Source organism: Bradyrhizobium sp. HKCCYLRH2015 (assembly GCF_051168215.1).
GTDB lineage: Bacteria > Pseudomonadota > Alphaproteobacteria > Rhizobiales > Xanthobacteraceae > Bradyrhizobium.
In genome coordinates this window covers 224,176-238,529 of sequence record NZ_JBNPUO010000013.1, presented here as the reverse complement: position 1 = coordinate 238,529, position 14,354 = coordinate 224,176, and the positions used below count along the sequence as shown (strand labels likewise).

Genomic DNA, 14,354 nt, shown 5'->3' with positions numbered 1-14,354 from the left:
CTTATGCGGCCCTCGTGTTCTTGCGGTTCAACTTGGCGATGTCGATCTTCTCGGGGTTCTGCGCCTCGTGCGGATGATCAGGTCCGCCATAGACACGCAGATTGCCCATCTGCACGCGGCCGAGCGGGCCGCGCGGGATCATGCGCTCGATGGCCTTCTCGATCACGCGCTCGGGGAAGCGGCCCTCGAGGATCTGGCGCGCGGTGCGCTCCTTGACGTGGCCGACATAGCCGGTGTGCTTGTAGTACGTCTTCTGCTCGCGCTTGCGGCCGGTCAGCACGGCATGCGCGGCATTGACGATGATGACGTTGTCGCCGCAATCGACGTGCGGGGTATAGATCGGGAGGTGCTTGCCGCGCAGCCGCATCGCGACCAGCGTGGCGAGACGACCGACGACCAGACCCTTGGCGTCGATGACGACCCACTTCTTCTGGACCTCGGCCGGCTTTGCCGAAAAGGTTTTCATGAGAGATATCCGTGACAGGGAGAATGCGGCGCGGGTGACGCGCCGAACTGGTCGCAGCTTCTAGAGAAGCGGCCTGCATTCGTCAACGCCATCCACGCGAAATTAATATAATAAAAACAGCGACTTACAAATATGGTGCAATAATACCCTCAAAAACCCTACGCATTCGGAATGGAATAGGTCGCCGTGACATGGGCGATCGGATCAGGCGATTCCCCTGACAACAGCGTGACTTCGCCGACCGCAAGCCGCTTGCCGAGCTTGAGCAGCCGCGCCTCCGCCAGCACGTCGGCGCCGGCCGCGCCCTTGCGCAGGAAGTTGATGTTGAGATTCGTGGTCACGGCGAGCCCGACCGGGCCGATCGCCGACAAGAGCACCACGTACATCGCGAAATCGGCCAGCGCCATCAGTGTCGGCCCGGAGACGGTGCCGCCTGGGCGCAACATGCGCTCGTTGAAGCGCTGGCGCATCCGGCAGCTCTTGCCATCGGCGCTCTCGATCGAAATGTCGCCGCCGGTGCGGAACGCCTGGGGAAATTCCGCGTGCAGGAACGCTTCCAGCTCCGCGATGGTCATCTTCGCCGTCATGTCTCCCCCTGCTCTCGTCGTCGCTCATCTGTTACATTAGCTGCATCGACGCGCCCATATGGAAATCGCAATGTCCGCCCCTGCCCTCGCCGACGCCGCCGATACGCCGATTTTGTTGCGCGAGATGGCGGGCGCCGTCGCCGTGCTCACGCTCAACCGCCCGGCACAGCGCAACAGCCTGTCGGAGCCGCTGATCGCAGAGCTGCATCAGGCCCTGGCCGAGATCGGCGCCGACAAGGCCGTGCGCGCCGTGGTGATCGCAGCAGATGGCCCGGCGTTCTGCGCCGGCCATGACCTCAAGGAACTCACCGCGCATCGCGGCGACGCCGACCGCGGCCGCGCCTTCTTCGCCAAACTGATGAATGCCTGCAGTGCGATGATGCAGGCGATCGTGCATCTGCCGAAGCCCGTTGTCGCGTCCGTGCAGGGCATCGCCACCGCCGCCGGCTGCCAACTAGTCGCGAGCTGCGATCTCGCCGTCGCCTCCGAGCGCGCCTCGTTCGCTACGCCCGGCGTCGACATCGGCCTGTTCTGCTCGACGCCGATGGTGGCGCTGTCGCGCAACGTGCCCCGCAAGCAGGCGATGGAGATGCTGCTGACCGGCGAGCCGGTTCCCGCCCCGCGCGCCCGCGAATTGGGCCTCGTCAACCGCGTGGTCACGGCCGGCACGGAGCGCGACACCGCGATTGCGCTGGCACAACAAGTGGCGCGCAAATCGGCCTATACGATCAAGCTCGGCAAGGAGGCATTCTACCGCCAGGCCGAGATGAGCCTTGCCGACGCCTATCGCTATGCGGCAGAGGTGATGACGCAGAACATGCTCGCCCGCGACGCGGAGGAAGGCATCGGCGCCTTCATCGAAAAGCGGACGCCGACGTGGCGGGATGAGTGAGCACCGACGCTCTCTCCGCCGTCATCGCGAGCGCAGCGCCGCGATCCAGAGTCCCACCCGAGCCCCTGGATTGCTTCGTCGCTGTCGCTCCTCGCAATGACGGTTTCAGCAACTTCGTCATTCCGGGGCGATGCGAAGCATCGAACCCGGAATCTCGAATTGGTCGAACTCAGCTCGAGATTCCGGGTTCGCCCTCCGGGCGCCCTGGAATGACGGCAACTAATAGAAGCGCGAGCCCATGAATCACGACACCTACCCCGACGACTACATCCGCGGCATTCTCAACGGTGTGAAGGTGATCGCGATGGTCGGCGCCTCGCCGTCCGAGATCCGGCCGAGCTTCTTCGCCTTCAAATATCTGGTGCAACGCGGCTACGACATGATCCCGGTGAATCCCGGCCATGTCGGCAAGAGCCTGATGGGCCGCCCCTTCGTCGCCTCGCTCGCCGACATCGGCCGCCCGATCGACATGGTCGACATCTTCCGGAGCTCGCAGTACATCATGCCCGTCGTCGACGAGGCGCTGAAGCTCTCACCTTTGCCGAAGGTGATCTGGATGCAGCTCGGCGCGCGCGATGACGCCGCGGCCGAGAAGGCCGAGGCCGCCGGGCTGAAGGTCGTGATGAACCGCTGTCCCAAGATCGAGTATGGCCGGCTGTCGTCGGAGATCTCGTGGATGGGCGTCAACTCCCGCACCATCAGCGCCAAGCGCGCGCCAATCCCGACCCAGGGCATGCGGCTGTCGCTGAACCGCACCAGCGTCGGCGGCGGCGCGACGGCCGCGGCCGACCGCGCCGCGAAGGACAGAAGCGATCCCACCTGACGCATCTGCGAAAGGAACGTGTCGCGACGACGGCGCGACACAGCAGCGCATTTCAAATCGGAGCGATCCGCGCCGGCAGCCTTGACGCCATCCTGGCCGCTGGCAAATGTCCTCCGCCGGGATGACGCGGAGGCGCACGATGCGCGCTATCGACACCGTCTCCCATCATCGATCCCTGCGCCAGCCGGCGCCGGCGCGCAACGGATCAAGCCAAGAGGAAACACCATGACCGAACGTGCCCCGGGATTTGCCACCCTCGCCATTCACGCCGGCGCCCAGCCCGACCCGACCACCGGCGCGCGGGCGACGCCGATCTACCAGACCACGTCCTTCGTGTTCAACGATGCCGACCACGCCGCCTCGCTGTTCGGGCTGCAGGCGTTCGGCAACATCTACACCCGCATCGGCAACCCGACCAACGCCGTGCTGGAGGAGCGCGTCGCCGCGCTCGAGGGCGGCACCGCCGCGCTGGCCGTTGCCTCGGGCCATGCCGCGCAGGTCGTGGCGCTGCAGCAGTTGCTGGCCCCGGGCGACGAATTCATTGCCGCGCGAAAACTCTATGGCGGCTCGATCAACCAGTTCACGCACGCGTTCAAGAGTTTCGGCTGGAACGTGGTGTGGGCCGACACCGATGACGTCGCGAGCTTCGAGGCCGCGGTCTCGCCGCGCACCAAGGCGATCTTCATCGAGTCGCTCGCCAATCCCGGCGGCACCATCACCGACATCGAGGCGGTCGCGCAGGTCGCGCGCAAGGCGGGCGTGCCGCTGATCGTCGACAACACCTTGGCCTCGCCCTACCTGATCCGCCCGATCGATCACGGCGCCGACATCGTGCTGCACTCGCTGACCAAGTTCCTCGGCGGCCACGGCAACTCGATCGGCGGCGTCATCGTCGATGCCGGCACCTTCGACTGGGCCGGCGGTGGCGACAAATATCCGATGCTGACGCAGCCGCGTCCCGAATATCACGGCATCCGCCTGCACGAGACGTTCGGCAATTTCGCCTTCGCGATCGCCTGCCGCGTGCTGGGCCTGCGCGATCTCGGCCCCGCGCTGTCGCCGTTCAACGCCTTCATGATCCTGACGGGCATCGAGACGCTGCCGCTGCGCATGCAGAAGCACTGCGACAACGCCAAGGCGGTCGCCGAATATCTCAGCAGGCATCCCGCCGTGGCGTCGGTGAGTTACGCCGGCCTGCCCGAGGACAAGTATCACACGCTCGCCCGCAAATACTGCCCGAAAGGCGCCGGCGCCGTGTTCACCTTCTCGCTCAAGGGTGGCTACGATGCCGGGGTCAAGCTGGTGTCGAACCTGAAGCTGTTCTCGCATCTCGCCAATGTCGGCGACACCCGCTCGCTGGTGATCCACCCGGCCTCGACCACCCACAGCCAGCTCGACGATGCCGCCAAGATCAAGGCCGGCGCCGGCCCCGACATCGTCCGCATCTCCGTCGGCATCGAGGACAAGGAAGACCTGATCGCCGACCTCGAGCAGGCGCTGAGCGCGTAGGCGGGTCGGCAGCTGCGCTGAACGTGCGGCGATCTCAGACGCGAGTTGCACACGCATATCGCCATCGACGTCATGCCCGGGGCTTGACGAACGGCTGAGACCGAGATGGCGATCCGGGCCTCGAAAACAAAGAGAGCGCGACAGGCCTCCCCTGGCCTTGCGCGCTCTCTTTCGTCCCACGGTCATGCCGTTGCCGGCGTCTCGGACCGCGCCCTCGTTAACTCCGGATCTAGCTCAGCAGCACCAGCAGGCTCGCCTGCGCGGGGCTCGTCAGCGGAAGCGCGGCGGTCGCGATCGACCGGCGCGCCGTCAGCGCCTGGCGACAGGCGGCTACCTCGTCGGCGATGGCAAGATGCGGTTGCGACGCTTCAGTCCTGGACAGCAGCCTGAGACGTGCGGACGCCGACATCACGATGACCGACATGCGCGAACCCTTCTGGTCTGACACTCTGATGGAAATGCAGCAGAGATTTTCATCCCGGACGCAGACAGTGCTGGTTTGCGTCCAGCCGGCCTTCAAAATCGCCGGCACCCGTAACCTTGCACCCGCAGAACTTAACAAAAGCTGAAAAAGCCCGTCCTTCTACGGGTGATTGCAGCCCCGTTCCGCGCGCTGGAAGGTTTTCGTTAACCATACAGGGCCCATCCTGCCGGCCATGGAATCGCTCCGGTGCAGCCAACAGCACCGATGTCGCATGGCATCACGCCGGCCGTCCCGGAGCTGCAAGGAGAGCAGAATGCGAACGTTGGTGATCATGATGCTGCTGGCGGCCATCGCGGCGAATGGCGTCGTGCTCGCAGCCGACCTGCCGGCCGTCCACGACAAGCTCGTCCACTACAAGGCCCGCCGCGCCGTCAAGGCGCCGCCCACAATCGTCGTCGTCAAGGACCAGGACTCGCTGATCTCCCCGATGTGGCCCTCCACGCCGCTGCTGCTCGGCCGCCAGGAGCTGCCCGGCTATTACGGCCGCGCCTTCTCCTACGACTACCAGGGCGCGTATTACGGCGGCGAAGGCTACACCAACTACATGTTCCGCCTGCCTTATGCCTGCGGCGTGTACGGGTATTGCTGAGGGAGCACTACGCCACCGCACTCTCGTTGATCGCCTTGATGGTCTCGAACAGCTTGACCACCCTGTTCTCGTCGAACAAGTGCTCCGGCCCTGTCGGCGCGATGCCGGTGAACGGCGGCTCGTAGAGCAGCGCCGGGTCCATCACGCCCTGATCGGTCAGGTGCTCGATCACCATGTCGATGAACTCGATCTGGGCCGCTGACGCCGTGCCGCCGGCGATGAACTCGCCGAAGGCCGCGCTGACCGCGGCGCGGTCGAGCCCGACCAGCGAGCGCACGAAGCGGCCGAAGCCGTGGCTGACCTCTCTCGCCCGGGCGATGTCGCCGGCTTCGCCGATGCCGGCTTCGAGCAGCATCCGCTCCAGCTCGGTGAGGTCGTAGGCCGTCAACGGCTTGCCCTGGCGCAGCTTGGCAAGCGCCAGATTGTCCTGATGCGCGCGCAGGAAGTGTCGCGCCTTGGCTTTGAAGCGGGCGAAGTCAGCCTCGCCCACCTGCGGCAATTGCAGCTCGACCCCCTCGCCGATCTCGTCGGCGAAGTTCGAATAGACGACGGTCTTGCGTCCCTTCTCGATGTGCTGGATCAGGTCGCGCAGCCGCAGGCGCACCAGCTCCAGCAAGGGCACGGTGACGCCTTCCCACCATTGATCGGTCTGGATCTCCTCGATCAGCTCGGCATGCCGGGCGATCGCCGGAATGCCGGTCTGGTCCTCCAGGGCTGACGCGATCTCCAGGAGCTGCTTGCGGAGATTGTCGAAGCGCTTGGAGCCCTTGAGCAGCGCCAGCTCGAGCTGGAACATCAGGAGGTCGAAGCGCTTGGCGTCCTCGGTGCCGAGCATGTGGCTCGACGGCAGCGGCGCGATCTCCTCGACCAGCTCCTCGCGCTTGTGCTCGTCGATCGCGTCCCACTCCTTGGGCTCGCGATACTTCTCGACCGCGCGGCGATGCTTCCGGACGATGAAATTGTCGGTGTTGAGCCCGCCGACGATCGCCTGCAAGGTCGCGGCAGCGGACGCTCGAATCTCCGGCTCGCTCGGTGGCTCGCCTTCGTCACCCTCATAAGGCGCCTGTCCGCCGGCCGAGAAGCCGCCTGCGGCTGCCGCCTTCGAGAACTTCTCGTCCAGCGCCCGCACCAGGTCGAGCCGGCCGGCGAACAGCCGCTCGGACAGCGACTTCGCCGCGGAGGCTTCCTTCAACTCCGGGTTGGCGCCGAAGAACTCGATGTTCTGGCAATAGTCGAAGACGCAAAACTCCTCCTTGTCCTGCCCAGGACCGAACAGGTCCGGACACAGCCGCGTGCCGCGCCCGATCATCTGCCAGAACTTGGTCTTCGAGCGCACCGGCTTGAAGAACACGAGATTGACCACCTCCGGCACGTCGATGCCGGTGTCGAGCATGTCGACGGAAATGGCGATATGCGGCACCTTGGTCTTGATCGAGAAGTCGTCGATCAAGGTCTGCGCATAGGCGCCGGTCTTATGGGTGATGACGCGGGCGAAATGCCCGGCCAGCGCCGGATAGGCCACGTTGAAGCGGGTCTCGATATATTTGGCGTGGTCCTCGTTCTTGGCGAAGATGATGGTCTTGCCGAGCCGGTCGCCGCCTTCGACCTTGATGCCGTTCTGCATCAGATGCGCGATGACGAGATCGACCGTCTCCTCGTTGAACAGCCGCTTGTTGACCTCCGCCGCTTCGACCGTATCGGGGACGTCGTCCTCGCCCCATTCCAGCATGTCCCACTGGTCTTTTTCCTCCGCCGAGAGGTCGTCATAGCGGAGGCCGGAGCGGACGATTTTCAGCGGCACCGAGATCGTCTTCGGCGGCACCAGGTGCCCCTCGGCCACCGCCTCCTCCAGCGAATAGGCATCGGTCGGCACGCCGTCTTCGAGATCGAACAGCGAATAGGTGTTGCGGTCGATCTCGTCCTTCGGCGTCGCCGTCAGCCCGACCAGGAAGGAATCGAAATACTCGAAGATGGCGCGATAGCGCTGGTAGACCGAGCGGTGCGCCTCGTCGATCACGATCAGGTCGAAATGGCCGGGGCCGAATTTGAGCTTGCCTTCCTGGCGGCCGTCGATCAGCCCCATCATGGTCGGATAGGTGCAGATGAAGACGCGCCCGTCGGCGGTCCGCTCGGTCACCAGATTGACCGGCGCGGCGTCCGGCAGATGCGCCTTGAACGCACCCGCCGCCTGGTTCACCAGCGCAACGCGGTCGGCCAGGAACAGCACCCGCTTGACCCAGCCGGCGCGCATCAAAAGGTCGACCAGCGCGATCACGGTGCGGGTCTTGCCGGAGCCGGTCGCCATCACCAGCAGCGCCTTGCGCTCGCGGTCCTCCTCGAAATGCTTGGCGATCGAGCGGATCGCCCGGTGCTGATAGGGCCGCTCGACGATCTTGCGGTTGATCGCCTCCGAGCCGAGCTGCTTCCGCCCGATGCGGCGCTGGATCAAGAGCTCCAGCTCGTCGCGCTTGTAGAAGCCGCCGATCTGCCGCGGCGGATAGCGCGTATCGTCCCAGATCCAGTGCTCGTAGCCGTTGGAATAGAAGATCACCGGCCGCTGGCCGTAGCGCGCCTCCAGACGGTCGGCATAGAGCTTGGCCTGCTGCTGGCCGGATCGCGCATCCTTGCGCGTACGCTTGGCCTCGACCAGGCCGAGCGGCTTGCCGTCCGCGCCCCAAAGCACGTAGTCGACAAAGCCCACGCCCTCATTGTTCGGCATGCCCTCGACGCGAAACTCGCGATCATCAGGCTTGTCCAGCGCCCAGCCGGCCTCATTCAGCAGCAGGTCGATGAAGCGGTCGCGGGTTTCGGCCTCGTCGTAATCGTGCTGGTCCGGCTTCGCCTCGGCCGCCTTGCGCGCGGCGGCGACCTCGGCCCGCAACTTCTTCAGTTCAGCGTCGAGGTTGTCCTTGTCGAGCAGCAGCCTCGTCAGCTCGCCGTCCTTGGCATCGAGCTCGGCCTGCTGGGTCTTGAGCTGGACGAAAGCCTTCTTCAACACCTCGTCGCGGCGCGACAGCACGGCCGGGTCGAACGTCAGCCCGTCGGCCGGCTTGGCCTTGGCATAGGTGCGGGCGAACCAGAAGCAGACGTGGAACAGCTCCTTGACCGCGCCGGTGGCATCGCCGGCGCTGATCCGGCGCTCCTCGTGGACGGCACGGTTGCGCAGCGTGTTGATGTATTTGGCCTTGGCGAAGACCGCCTCGCCCGCGGCGCGGCGGAAGCTCGGCTCGTGCAGCAGCGCCGCGATGTTGTCCTGATAGGGCAGCTTCAGATTGGGATCGGACCGGAACGCCCATTTCACCGCGACCTCGACCGTCTTGCCGGCAAAGAACGCGGCCGCCGTCGGCGACACCGCGGCTTGGCGCTCGGCCTCGACCGCCGCCTCATGCACGGCCGGAAATTCAGCGGCGAGAAAGGCGAAGTTGGACATTCAGCTCCTCTGGCGTTCCCCTCGCGTGACCGCCATCCTGCCGGATCATCCGCGTCTGCCCAGACCGATCCGGCCATACCGGATCACCTTCAACCATCGGATGCATTGCCCTGGTCCGTCAAGCCGCTCCGCAGTGTCACACGGGAAACCCATGCAGATTGCCGGCTGTGTCATAGAGTGGTACACTGCCTCAAACGGGACTGCCCATGATCGTGAGCTTCCGATACGACTGGCTGCACCGGTTCTTCGTCGACGACGTCAGATCGAAGAAGATCCCGGCGGACCTGGAGGACCGGCTGTTCCGCAAGCTGCAGCTGATCGACGACGCAACCACGGACGGGGATTTGCGGTCGCCGCCCAGCAACCATTTCGAGAAGCTTCGCGGCCATTTGGACGGCTTCCATTGCATCCGCGTCAACAAGCGCTGGCGATTGGTCTTCCGCTGGCACGGCGGCCGCGGTGAGGCGACCGATCTCTACCTCGACGACCACAGCTACGAGTGAGGCACATCCATGCTGATGACCAAACGCAAACCGGCGACCGTGGCCGAAATCCTGGCCGAGGAGTTCATGCAGCCGCTCGGGCTGACGCAGACCGCGCTGGCGGCCGCCATGGGCGTACAGCGCAAGCACGTCAACGAGCTCTGCAACGGCAAGCGCAACGTCACCGCCGCCACCGCCCTCATCCTCGCACGCGTCTTCGGCAACAGCCCGGAGTTCTGGCTCAACGTGCAGCGGCGCAGCGACCTGTGGGCGGCGATGCATTCCCCGCGCGAGCGCAAGCGGATCGAGCGTGCGAAGCCGCTGAACTCTGCGGCGTGAGGCTAAGGATGCGCGAGCTGAATATTCAGAGTTGGCCTGAGAAAGCGCTGTGTTGCAGCGAAGAGAACAGCGATTCCGATGCTGCACTGGATTGAATCTGCTTCATCTTCAGGGCGCGACTAGCCCGCACTGTTCGAGCGAACTCGATTTGAGTACTCATTGTCGGTACGATCAGTTCCAAGTCGCGCAACCTCCCCTTCGAGACGTTAGGCATTGACCCCGCAGCGCCACCCGACATTTCAGTTATTTTTTTGCGCAATGAAGGAAGGCTAAGCTGAGCCTGGAGGAAGATCGGGTCTATCTCAGTTTTCCGAGGGACCAGTCGGAATATCAGATCCGACATATGGAGATCAGGTCTGGTTTCCCAAACGTAGACGCTTGAGCCAACGAGCTCTCGAGTGTTCTTTCTACACAGGAGTATATCGCCTCGCACGACTTCGGTCCCTGCCTTCGGCCGAAGTTCTGCCGGCAATGCCTTGTTTTCTTCCTGTATGAACTCGGAATTCGTTACGGCGCTCAGCTTCAATACACCAGGCTCGCCAACAACCGCTACTCGGTCCAAGCAAGTCGGACTCCATCCGCTCTCGATCCCGCTGACCAAATCCCCTAGGATTCTCTTTTCGTAATTGTTCGGCTTGTCGGGATCACCAAACATTTCTAGAAAAACCGACCGCGCGAAGCTATCCAGCAACTCAATCGCCCGCCTCCGCTTCCGTCGCAGCGCATCGGCCTTGTCCAAGATTACCGCGATCCGTCGCTGCTCATCGAGCGGAGGAATGGGGATTTTGAATTCTTCGATTTGCGCTTTGGTTATCGCCTCTCGCGTGGCTCCCGCCCCAGCTACGCGGAGCAGTCGCGACTTCGCTTCTGGAGCCTGCAGCAGATGCGCCAAAAAGTCGGCATCAAGCCACTCCTTTTTTGGTCGTATGATCGAGACGTGCTGATTGACACGACCGCCCGCGAGGCGATCCGGTAACCGGCAAACCCGGGCAACAGACGCTCCAGTGATATTCAGCAAGACGTCGCCCGATTGCAGCGTCACGTGGTCTAGTGCAGAAGCTTGCACCTCATCCAAGTATGCCAAGCCATCGTCGACAAACTCGCCGTCGTAAACGTTCATACTCCGCACAAGCGGTATGCCCGATGTCTTATAAGTTTCACCACCTCCCCGAGGCGTTGAACCACTTCCTATCTTCTCGGTGAGTTCGCTCAGCGCAACCGTTGGCCAGCTCACAGCATCGCCTCCAACTCGTCGAGCCCGTTTGCAATCTCTTGCTCCAGCGCCTTCAGTTCCTCAATGATCTCCTTCGGCGGCCGGTGCTCGGTCGTCTCGTGCACTACCTCTTTGTAGCGGTTGAGCGAAAGATCGTAGCCCGCAGCTTCGATCTCCGCCTTCGGCACGCAAAAGCTCTGCGCCGTGCGCGGGCGTTCGCGCTCGGCACCGTTTCGCTGCTTCCAGCGCGAAGCGATATCCGGCAGATTGTTCTTGTTGCGCTCGTCGGCATCGAGGGTGGCGCGCGGTCCGAGCTTGTCGAGGGGCAACAGATCGTTGCGTTTATCATCTAGGGACTTGCCATCAGCCTGGCAGTCGTAGAACCAGACATGATCGGTGCCGCCGGAATTGGTCTTGGTGAACAGTAGGATCGCGGTCGAAACACCCGCATACGGCCGGAAGACGCCGGACGGCAGCTTGACGATGCCGTCGAGCTTGTGGTCCTCGACCAGCATCTTGCGGATCGCCTTGTGCGCAGTGGAGGAGCCGAACAGCACGCCGTCCGGCACGATCACGGCGGCGCGGCCGCCGGGCTTCAGCAACCGCAGGAACAGCGCCAGGAACAGCAGCTCGGTCTTCTTGGTCTTGACGATCGACAGCAGGTCCTTGGCCGTGGTCTCGTAGTCGAGCGAGCCGGCGAACGGCGGATTGGCAAGCACGAGGCTGTAGCGGTCGGCATCTCCGGCATGGTCCTGCGACAGCGAATCCTTGTAGCGGATGTCCGGGTCGTCGACGCCATGCAGGGTCATGTTCATCGAGCCGATGCGCAGCATCGTGCCGTCGAAATCGAAGCCGTGGAACATCTCCTCGTTGAAGTGGTCGCGGCTCTCCTTGTCGTGGAACAGCTTTGGGTCGTTGTCGCGCAGATACTCGCCGGCCTGGACCAGGAAGCCGCAGGTGCCGCAGGCTGGATCGCAGATCACGTCCTTGCGCGTCGGCGCCATCATCTCGACCATCAGCGCGATGATGTGGCGCGGGGTGCGGAACTGGCCGTTCTGGCCGGCGCTGGCGATCTTGCCCAGCATGTATTCATAGAGGTCGCCCTTGGTGTCGCGGTCCTCCATCGGGATGTCGGCCAGCAGGTCGACCACCTTGGCCAGCAGCGCGGGCGTCGGAATCGTGAAGCGCGCGCCCTTCATGTGGGTGGCGTGCGCGGTGTCCGCGTCGGCCATCTTGCGCAGGAACGGGAAGACGTGCTCCGAGACGATGTCGAACATCGTCGCCGGATCCTTGTTCTTCAGCCGCGACCAACGCATCTCCTCGTAAGGAACGCCGCCGCCCTTGCCGATGCCATCCTTGCCTTCGGGGAAGATGCGCCGCTCCATCGGCTTGCCCAGCCGGGTGGCGCGGTTCTCCTCGCGCATATGCGCCTCGTCCAGGCCGCGGATGAACAGCAGATAGGTGATCTGCTCGATCACCTCGATCGGATTGGCGATGCCGCCTGACCAGAACGCATTCCAGACATTGTCGATCTTGGACCGAAGTTCGCCCGTCAGCATGTTCACCCCATTCCGCACATCTTGCTGAACCGGCATAGCAAATTCAGCGGGGCGTGAAACGGATTCGGTACGATCATCCCCTGACAAGTCTGGGCACGCGGCGCTTCACCAAAGCGGCGCGACAGCGCCCTTGCATCTTTCGGCAAATCAGCATATTCTGCGTTTGTTCCTGTCCAGCCGAGGGGCGCTTCCGGATCGTCCAGTTGCGTGGGATTGGGAATGCGGTGGACGTGGCGGGCCGTGCGCGGGCTTCAAGCTTGCGCGGACGAGCGGCTTGTCACGGACGGCGAAATCGCGTGGTCCTGGCGCCCCGACGCTGGCGCTAAGTCTCGCAGCGGTGCTCACACATCGCGCGAGATGACGGGGGCAAGAGAGCCCGGTCCCCGGGGAGATCGCGTATAAGCGTTAAAACCATCGCGCGGGGAAGGCCGGGTGTTTTCGGCCGTACCTGTGGTGACCGCCGCGTGCTTTTTTCTTTGCACGCGGGCCATGGGTGCCGGCCAGGCATCCGGCCTTCCCTGCGCCCTCGCGTTTTTCGGGGGCGAGACGATCGGCATGGCTCGGCGCACAAGCGCGCGAGGATGAGGGTGTATGTCTTGGCGAGATCGGGAGTTGCACGCAAAGGCGCTCATTGGCTCGCGCCCAACGTCCCAGTCGTCATTCCCGGGCGTGCGAAGCACGAGCCCGGAATCCATTTTCCAGCGTGTCTCGCGGCTCAATGGATTCCGGGCTCGCCCTGCGGGCGCCCCGGAATGACGGCGGAGGTCGCTGCAACAGCGAGCGCGAGAACGCCCTACCCCGCCTGCCCGGCCGCCACGGCCGTCCGCGGCACGGCGACAACAGCGACACGTCGCGGCGACAGGCGTTCGGCCTGCAGCACGGCGAAGGTCAGCACGATGATGGCCGTGCCCTGATGCAACAGCGCCAGCGAGATCGGAACCACCATCAGCAGCGTTGCGATGCCCAGCACCGCCTGCACCAGGACCGCCGCGAGCAGCCGGTGCGCGCCGCGCACGACGGCGCGGCCGGCGCCCGCGCGCATCACGTCGAAGGCGTGCCATGCGGCGAGCGCGAGCAGCGTGTAGGCGGTCATGCGGTGCATGAACTGCACCGTCAGGTCGTTCTCGAACAAATTGATCCACCACGGCGAATGGATCCACAGATGGGCCGCCTTCGGAATCAGGCCGCCGTCGATCTCCGGCCAGGTGTTGTAGACGAGGCCGGCGCGCAGGCCGGCGACCAGCGCGCCGAGATAGAGCTGCACGAAGGTGACGCCGACCAGCACCCACGCCGTCAGCCGCAGCCGCGCCGTCACCTCGGCCGCCTCGCGCGGTTTGAGCCGCCGCAGGGTCCAGACGATCGCAGCATAGATCAACAGCGCCAGCGACAGATGCGTGGCGAGGCGGACCGGTGCCACCTCGGTGCGCTCGGTGAGGCCGGAGGCCACCATCCACCAGCCGACCGCCCCCTGCAGCGCGCCGAGGCCGAAGATCAGCCACAGCCTGCGGCCGAGCGGGCCGGAGACGGCGCCACGCCACAGGAACCACAGGAACGGCAGCAAATAGACCATGCCGATGACGCGGCCGAGCAGCCGGTGGCTCCATTCCCACCAGAAGATGGTCTTGAACTCGTGCAGGGTCATGCCGGCGTTCATCTGCCGGTACTGCGGAATGGTCTTGTAGGCCGCGAAGGCGTCGCTCCAGGCCTGCTCCGTCAGCGGCGGCAGGGTGCCGGTGACCGGCTTCCATTCGACGATCGACAGCCCGGATTCGGTCAGCCGCGTCGCGCCGCCGACCAGCACCATCAGCGCGATCAGGCCGGCCACGACGAGGAGCCAGATGCGGATCGCGGCGAGATCTGTCGTGCGGGGAACCGTGGTCATGGATGTTGAACGCTCGATTGAACCGGGGCTGACAGGCCCTTATAATCCCGACCAAATCGCGCGCAAGCCGCGCCGCCCCCAGCCGAGGCTGACAATCCC

13 protein-coding genes are annotated in these 14,354 nt (G+C 64.4%); 6 read left to right on the top strand and 7 right to left on the bottom strand.

What is annotated here, in order from left to right:
• Position 1 precedes the first annotated feature (1 nt).
• Positions 2–466 (bottom strand): 50S ribosomal protein L13, encoded by a 465-nt coding sequence (gene rplM / locus ACQR1H_RS30760; protein WP_315799673.1) that lies wholly within the window; start codon positions 464–466, stop codon positions 2–4.
• A 158-nt stretch (positions 467–624) separates the two neighbouring features.
• A complete protein-coding gene (locus ACQR1H_RS30755; RefSeq protein WP_315799672.1) occupies positions 625–1,053 on the bottom strand; it encodes a PaaI family thioesterase in 429 nt (142 codons plus the stop codon).
• 70 nt (positions 1,054–1,123) lie between these two features.
• Between ACQR1H_RS30755 and ACQR1H_RS30750 the strand changes: the two genes are divergently transcribed.
• From ACQR1H_RS30750 to ACQR1H_RS30740, 3 genes are all read left to right on the top strand, one after another.
• On the top strand, positions 1,124–1,945 hold the full coding sequence (locus tag ACQR1H_RS30750) for an enoyl-CoA hydratase (protein WP_434908653.1): 822 nt from the start codon (positions 1,124–1,126) through the stop codon (positions 1,943–1,945).
• Positions 1,946–2,183: 238 nt separating this feature from the next.
• Entirely contained in the window at positions 2,184–2,768 is a 585-nt protein-coding gene (locus tag ACQR1H_RS30745; RefSeq protein WP_434908652.1) for a CoA-binding protein, read from the top strand.
• Positions 2,769–2,993: 225 nt separating this feature from the next.
• Positions 2,994–4,277, top strand: a complete 1,284-nt coding sequence (locus ACQR1H_RS30740) for an O-acetylhomoserine aminocarboxypropyltransferase (RefSeq protein WP_434899311.1) — start codon at positions 2,994–2,996, stop codon at positions 4,275–4,277.
• 229 nt (positions 4,278–4,506) lie between these two features.
• Here ACQR1H_RS30740 and ACQR1H_RS30735 read toward each other — a convergent pair whose 3' ends face one another.
• A complete protein-coding gene (locus ACQR1H_RS30735) occupies positions 4,507–4,701 on the bottom strand; it encodes a hypothetical protein (protein ID WP_315799668.1) in 195 nt (64 codons plus the stop codon).
• 313 nt (positions 4,702–5,014) lie between these two features.
• Between ACQR1H_RS30735 and ACQR1H_RS30730 the strand changes: the two genes are divergently transcribed.
• Complete coding sequence (locus ACQR1H_RS30730) at positions 5,015–5,350, top strand: hypothetical protein (protein ID WP_316237415.1); 336 nt, start codon at positions 5,015–5,017, stop codon at positions 5,348–5,350.
• Between the two features lie 7 nt (positions 5,351–5,357).
• Here ACQR1H_RS30730 and ACQR1H_RS30725 read toward each other — a convergent pair whose 3' ends face one another.
• Positions 5,358–8,780 (bottom strand): DEAD/DEAH box helicase family protein, encoded by a 3,423-nt coding sequence (locus ACQR1H_RS30725; RefSeq protein ID WP_434908651.1) that lies wholly within the window; start codon positions 8,778–8,780, stop codon positions 5,358–5,360.
• A gap of 206 nt (positions 8,781–8,986) precedes the next feature.
• On the opposite strand from ACQR1H_RS30725, the gene ACQR1H_RS30720 reads away from it, so the two are divergent.
• A complete protein-coding gene (locus ACQR1H_RS30720; protein ID WP_434908650.1) occupies positions 8,987–9,283 on the top strand; it encodes a type II toxin-antitoxin system RelE/ParE family toxin in 297 nt (98 codons plus the stop codon).
• 9 nt (positions 9,284–9,292) lie between these two features.
• Positions 9,293–9,601, top strand: a complete 309-nt coding sequence (locus ACQR1H_RS30715; protein ID WP_434908649.1) for a HigA family addiction module antitoxin — start codon at positions 9,293–9,295, stop codon at positions 9,599–9,601.
• Positions 9,602–9,626: 25 nt separating this feature from the next.
• Here the strand turns inward: ACQR1H_RS30715 and ACQR1H_RS30710 are convergent, their stop codons facing one another.
• The 3 genes from ACQR1H_RS30710 to ACQR1H_RS30700 form a co-directional block, all read right to left on the bottom strand.
• Positions 9,627–10,835 (bottom strand): restriction endonuclease subunit S, encoded by a 1,209-nt coding sequence (locus ACQR1H_RS30710; protein ID WP_316217840.1) that lies wholly within the window; start codon positions 10,833–10,835, stop codon positions 9,627–9,629.
• Positions 10,832–12,373, bottom strand: coding sequence for a type I restriction-modification system subunit M (locus ACQR1H_RS30705; RefSeq protein WP_434908648.1), 1,542 nt, complete (start codon positions 12,371–12,373; stop codon positions 10,832–10,834). The genes ACQR1H_RS30710 and ACQR1H_RS30705 overlap by 4 nt, the downstream gene beginning before the upstream one ends.
• A 793-nt stretch (positions 12,374–13,166) precedes the next feature.
• Entirely contained in the window at positions 13,167–14,255 is a 1,089-nt protein-coding gene (locus tag ACQR1H_RS30700) for a COX15/CtaA family protein (RefSeq protein ID WP_434908647.1), read from the bottom strand.
• Positions 14,256–14,354: the final 99 nt, after the last annotated feature.

What these genes read in the sequence shown, in the direction of transcription:
- rplM (WP_315799673.1), bottom strand. Translation starts at nt 466, where the DNA reads ATGAAAACCTTTTCGGCAAAGCCGGCCGAGGTCCAGAAGAAGTGGGTC.
- ACQR1H_RS30755 (WP_315799672.1), bottom strand. Translation starts at nt 1,053, where the DNA reads ATGACGGCGAAGATGACCATCGCGGAGCTGGAAGCGTTCCTGCACGCG.
- ACQR1H_RS30750 (WP_434908653.1), top strand. Translation starts at nt 1,124, where the DNA reads ATGTCCGCCCCTGCCCTCGCCGACGCCGCCGATACGCCGATTTTGTTG.
- ACQR1H_RS30745 (WP_434908652.1), top strand. Translation starts at nt 2,184, where the DNA reads ATGAATCACGACACCTACCCCGACGACTACATCCGCGGCATTCTCAAC.
- ACQR1H_RS30740 (WP_434899311.1), top strand. Translation starts at nt 2,994, where the DNA reads ATGACCGAACGTGCCCCGGGATTTGCCACCCTCGCCATTCACGCCGGC.
- ACQR1H_RS30735 (WP_315799668.1), bottom strand. Translation starts at nt 4,701, where the DNA reads ATGTCGGTCATCGTGATGTCGGCGTCCGCACGTCTCAGGCTGCTGTCC.
- ACQR1H_RS30730 (WP_316237415.1), top strand. Translation starts at nt 5,015, where the DNA reads ATGCGAACGTTGGTGATCATGATGCTGCTGGCGGCCATCGCGGCGAAT.
- ACQR1H_RS30725 (WP_434908651.1), bottom strand. Translation starts at nt 8,780, where the DNA reads ATGTCCAACTTCGCCTTTCTCGCCGCTGAATTTCCGGCCGTGCATGAG.
- ACQR1H_RS30720 (WP_434908650.1), top strand. Translation starts at nt 8,987, where the DNA reads ATGATCGTGAGCTTCCGATACGACTGGCTGCACCGGTTCTTCGTCGAC.
- ACQR1H_RS30715 (WP_434908649.1), top strand. Translation starts at nt 9,293, where the DNA reads ATGCTGATGACCAAACGCAAACCGGCGACCGTGGCCGAAATCCTGGCC.
- ACQR1H_RS30705 (WP_434908648.1), bottom strand. Translation starts at nt 12,373, where the DNA reads ATGCTGACGGGCGAACTTCGGTCCAAGATCGACAATGTCTGGAATGCG.
- ACQR1H_RS30700 (WP_434908647.1), bottom strand. Translation starts at nt 14,255, where the DNA reads ATGACCACGGTTCCCCGCACGACAGATCTCGCCGCGATCCGCATCTGG.